This is a genomic window from Legionella nagasakiensis (genome assembly GCF_900639915.1).
GTDB classification, from domain to species: domain Bacteria; phylum Pseudomonadota; class Gammaproteobacteria; order Legionellales; family Legionellaceae; genus Legionella_A; species Legionella_A nagasakiensis.
On the sequence record NZ_CAAAID010000048.1, the window covers coordinates 1 to 547 of the forward strand.

Consider the following 547-nt stretch of genomic DNA (forward strand, 5'->3'; position numbering starts at 1 on the left):
CTTTTAAAGCCTTAGCTTCACTGGGTAAGACACTGGGAGCTTGGAAAGATGAAGTCGCCAGAATGTGGCGGTTTAGTAAATCAAATGGAATCACAGAAGGGTTTCATCGCAAAATGAAACTCATTCAGCGAAGAGCTTATGGGTTTAGAAATTTTGAAAATTATAGAGTGCGTGTTAAGGTGCTCTGCGGGTGATTAATAGCTGCCCCCTTAAATGGGAAAGAGCCTTTAATACCTCTTTTTCTTAAACTGGTTGCCAGTCTGAAGGAAAGTCCTTTCGACTCACTAAAAACTCTAGGTAAAACATTATATCAATGGCGGGAAGAAGTCGTTAGAATGTGGCGGTTTACTAAAAACAACGGCATTACAGAAGGCTTTCATCGAAAGATGAAACTCATTCAACGTCGTGCCTATGGGTTTAGAAATTTTGAAAATTATAGGTTAAGGGTTAAGGTTTTGTGTTCTTGATTAGTGCCCCCGGATTTGGGGATGAGCCCTGTATGGCGCGCTCGGAGGGACTCGAACCCCCGACACCTTGGTTCGAAGCC

1 protein-coding gene and 1 pseudogene are annotated in these 547 nt (G+C 43.0%); both read left to right on the forward strand.

The genetic code is table 11. The features are described from left to right. Nucleotides 1-194, forward strand: a 194-nt coding sequence (locus E1O52_RS13065) for a transposase (RefSeq protein WP_165474655.1), incomplete at its 5' end; no start/stop codon positions are given. 33 nt (nt 195-227) lie between these two features. After that, nucleotides 228-467, forward strand: a pseudogene (locus E1O52_RS13070) (ISL3 family transposase); the annotation flags it as partial. Between the last annotated feature and the right edge of the window lie 80 nt (nt 468-547).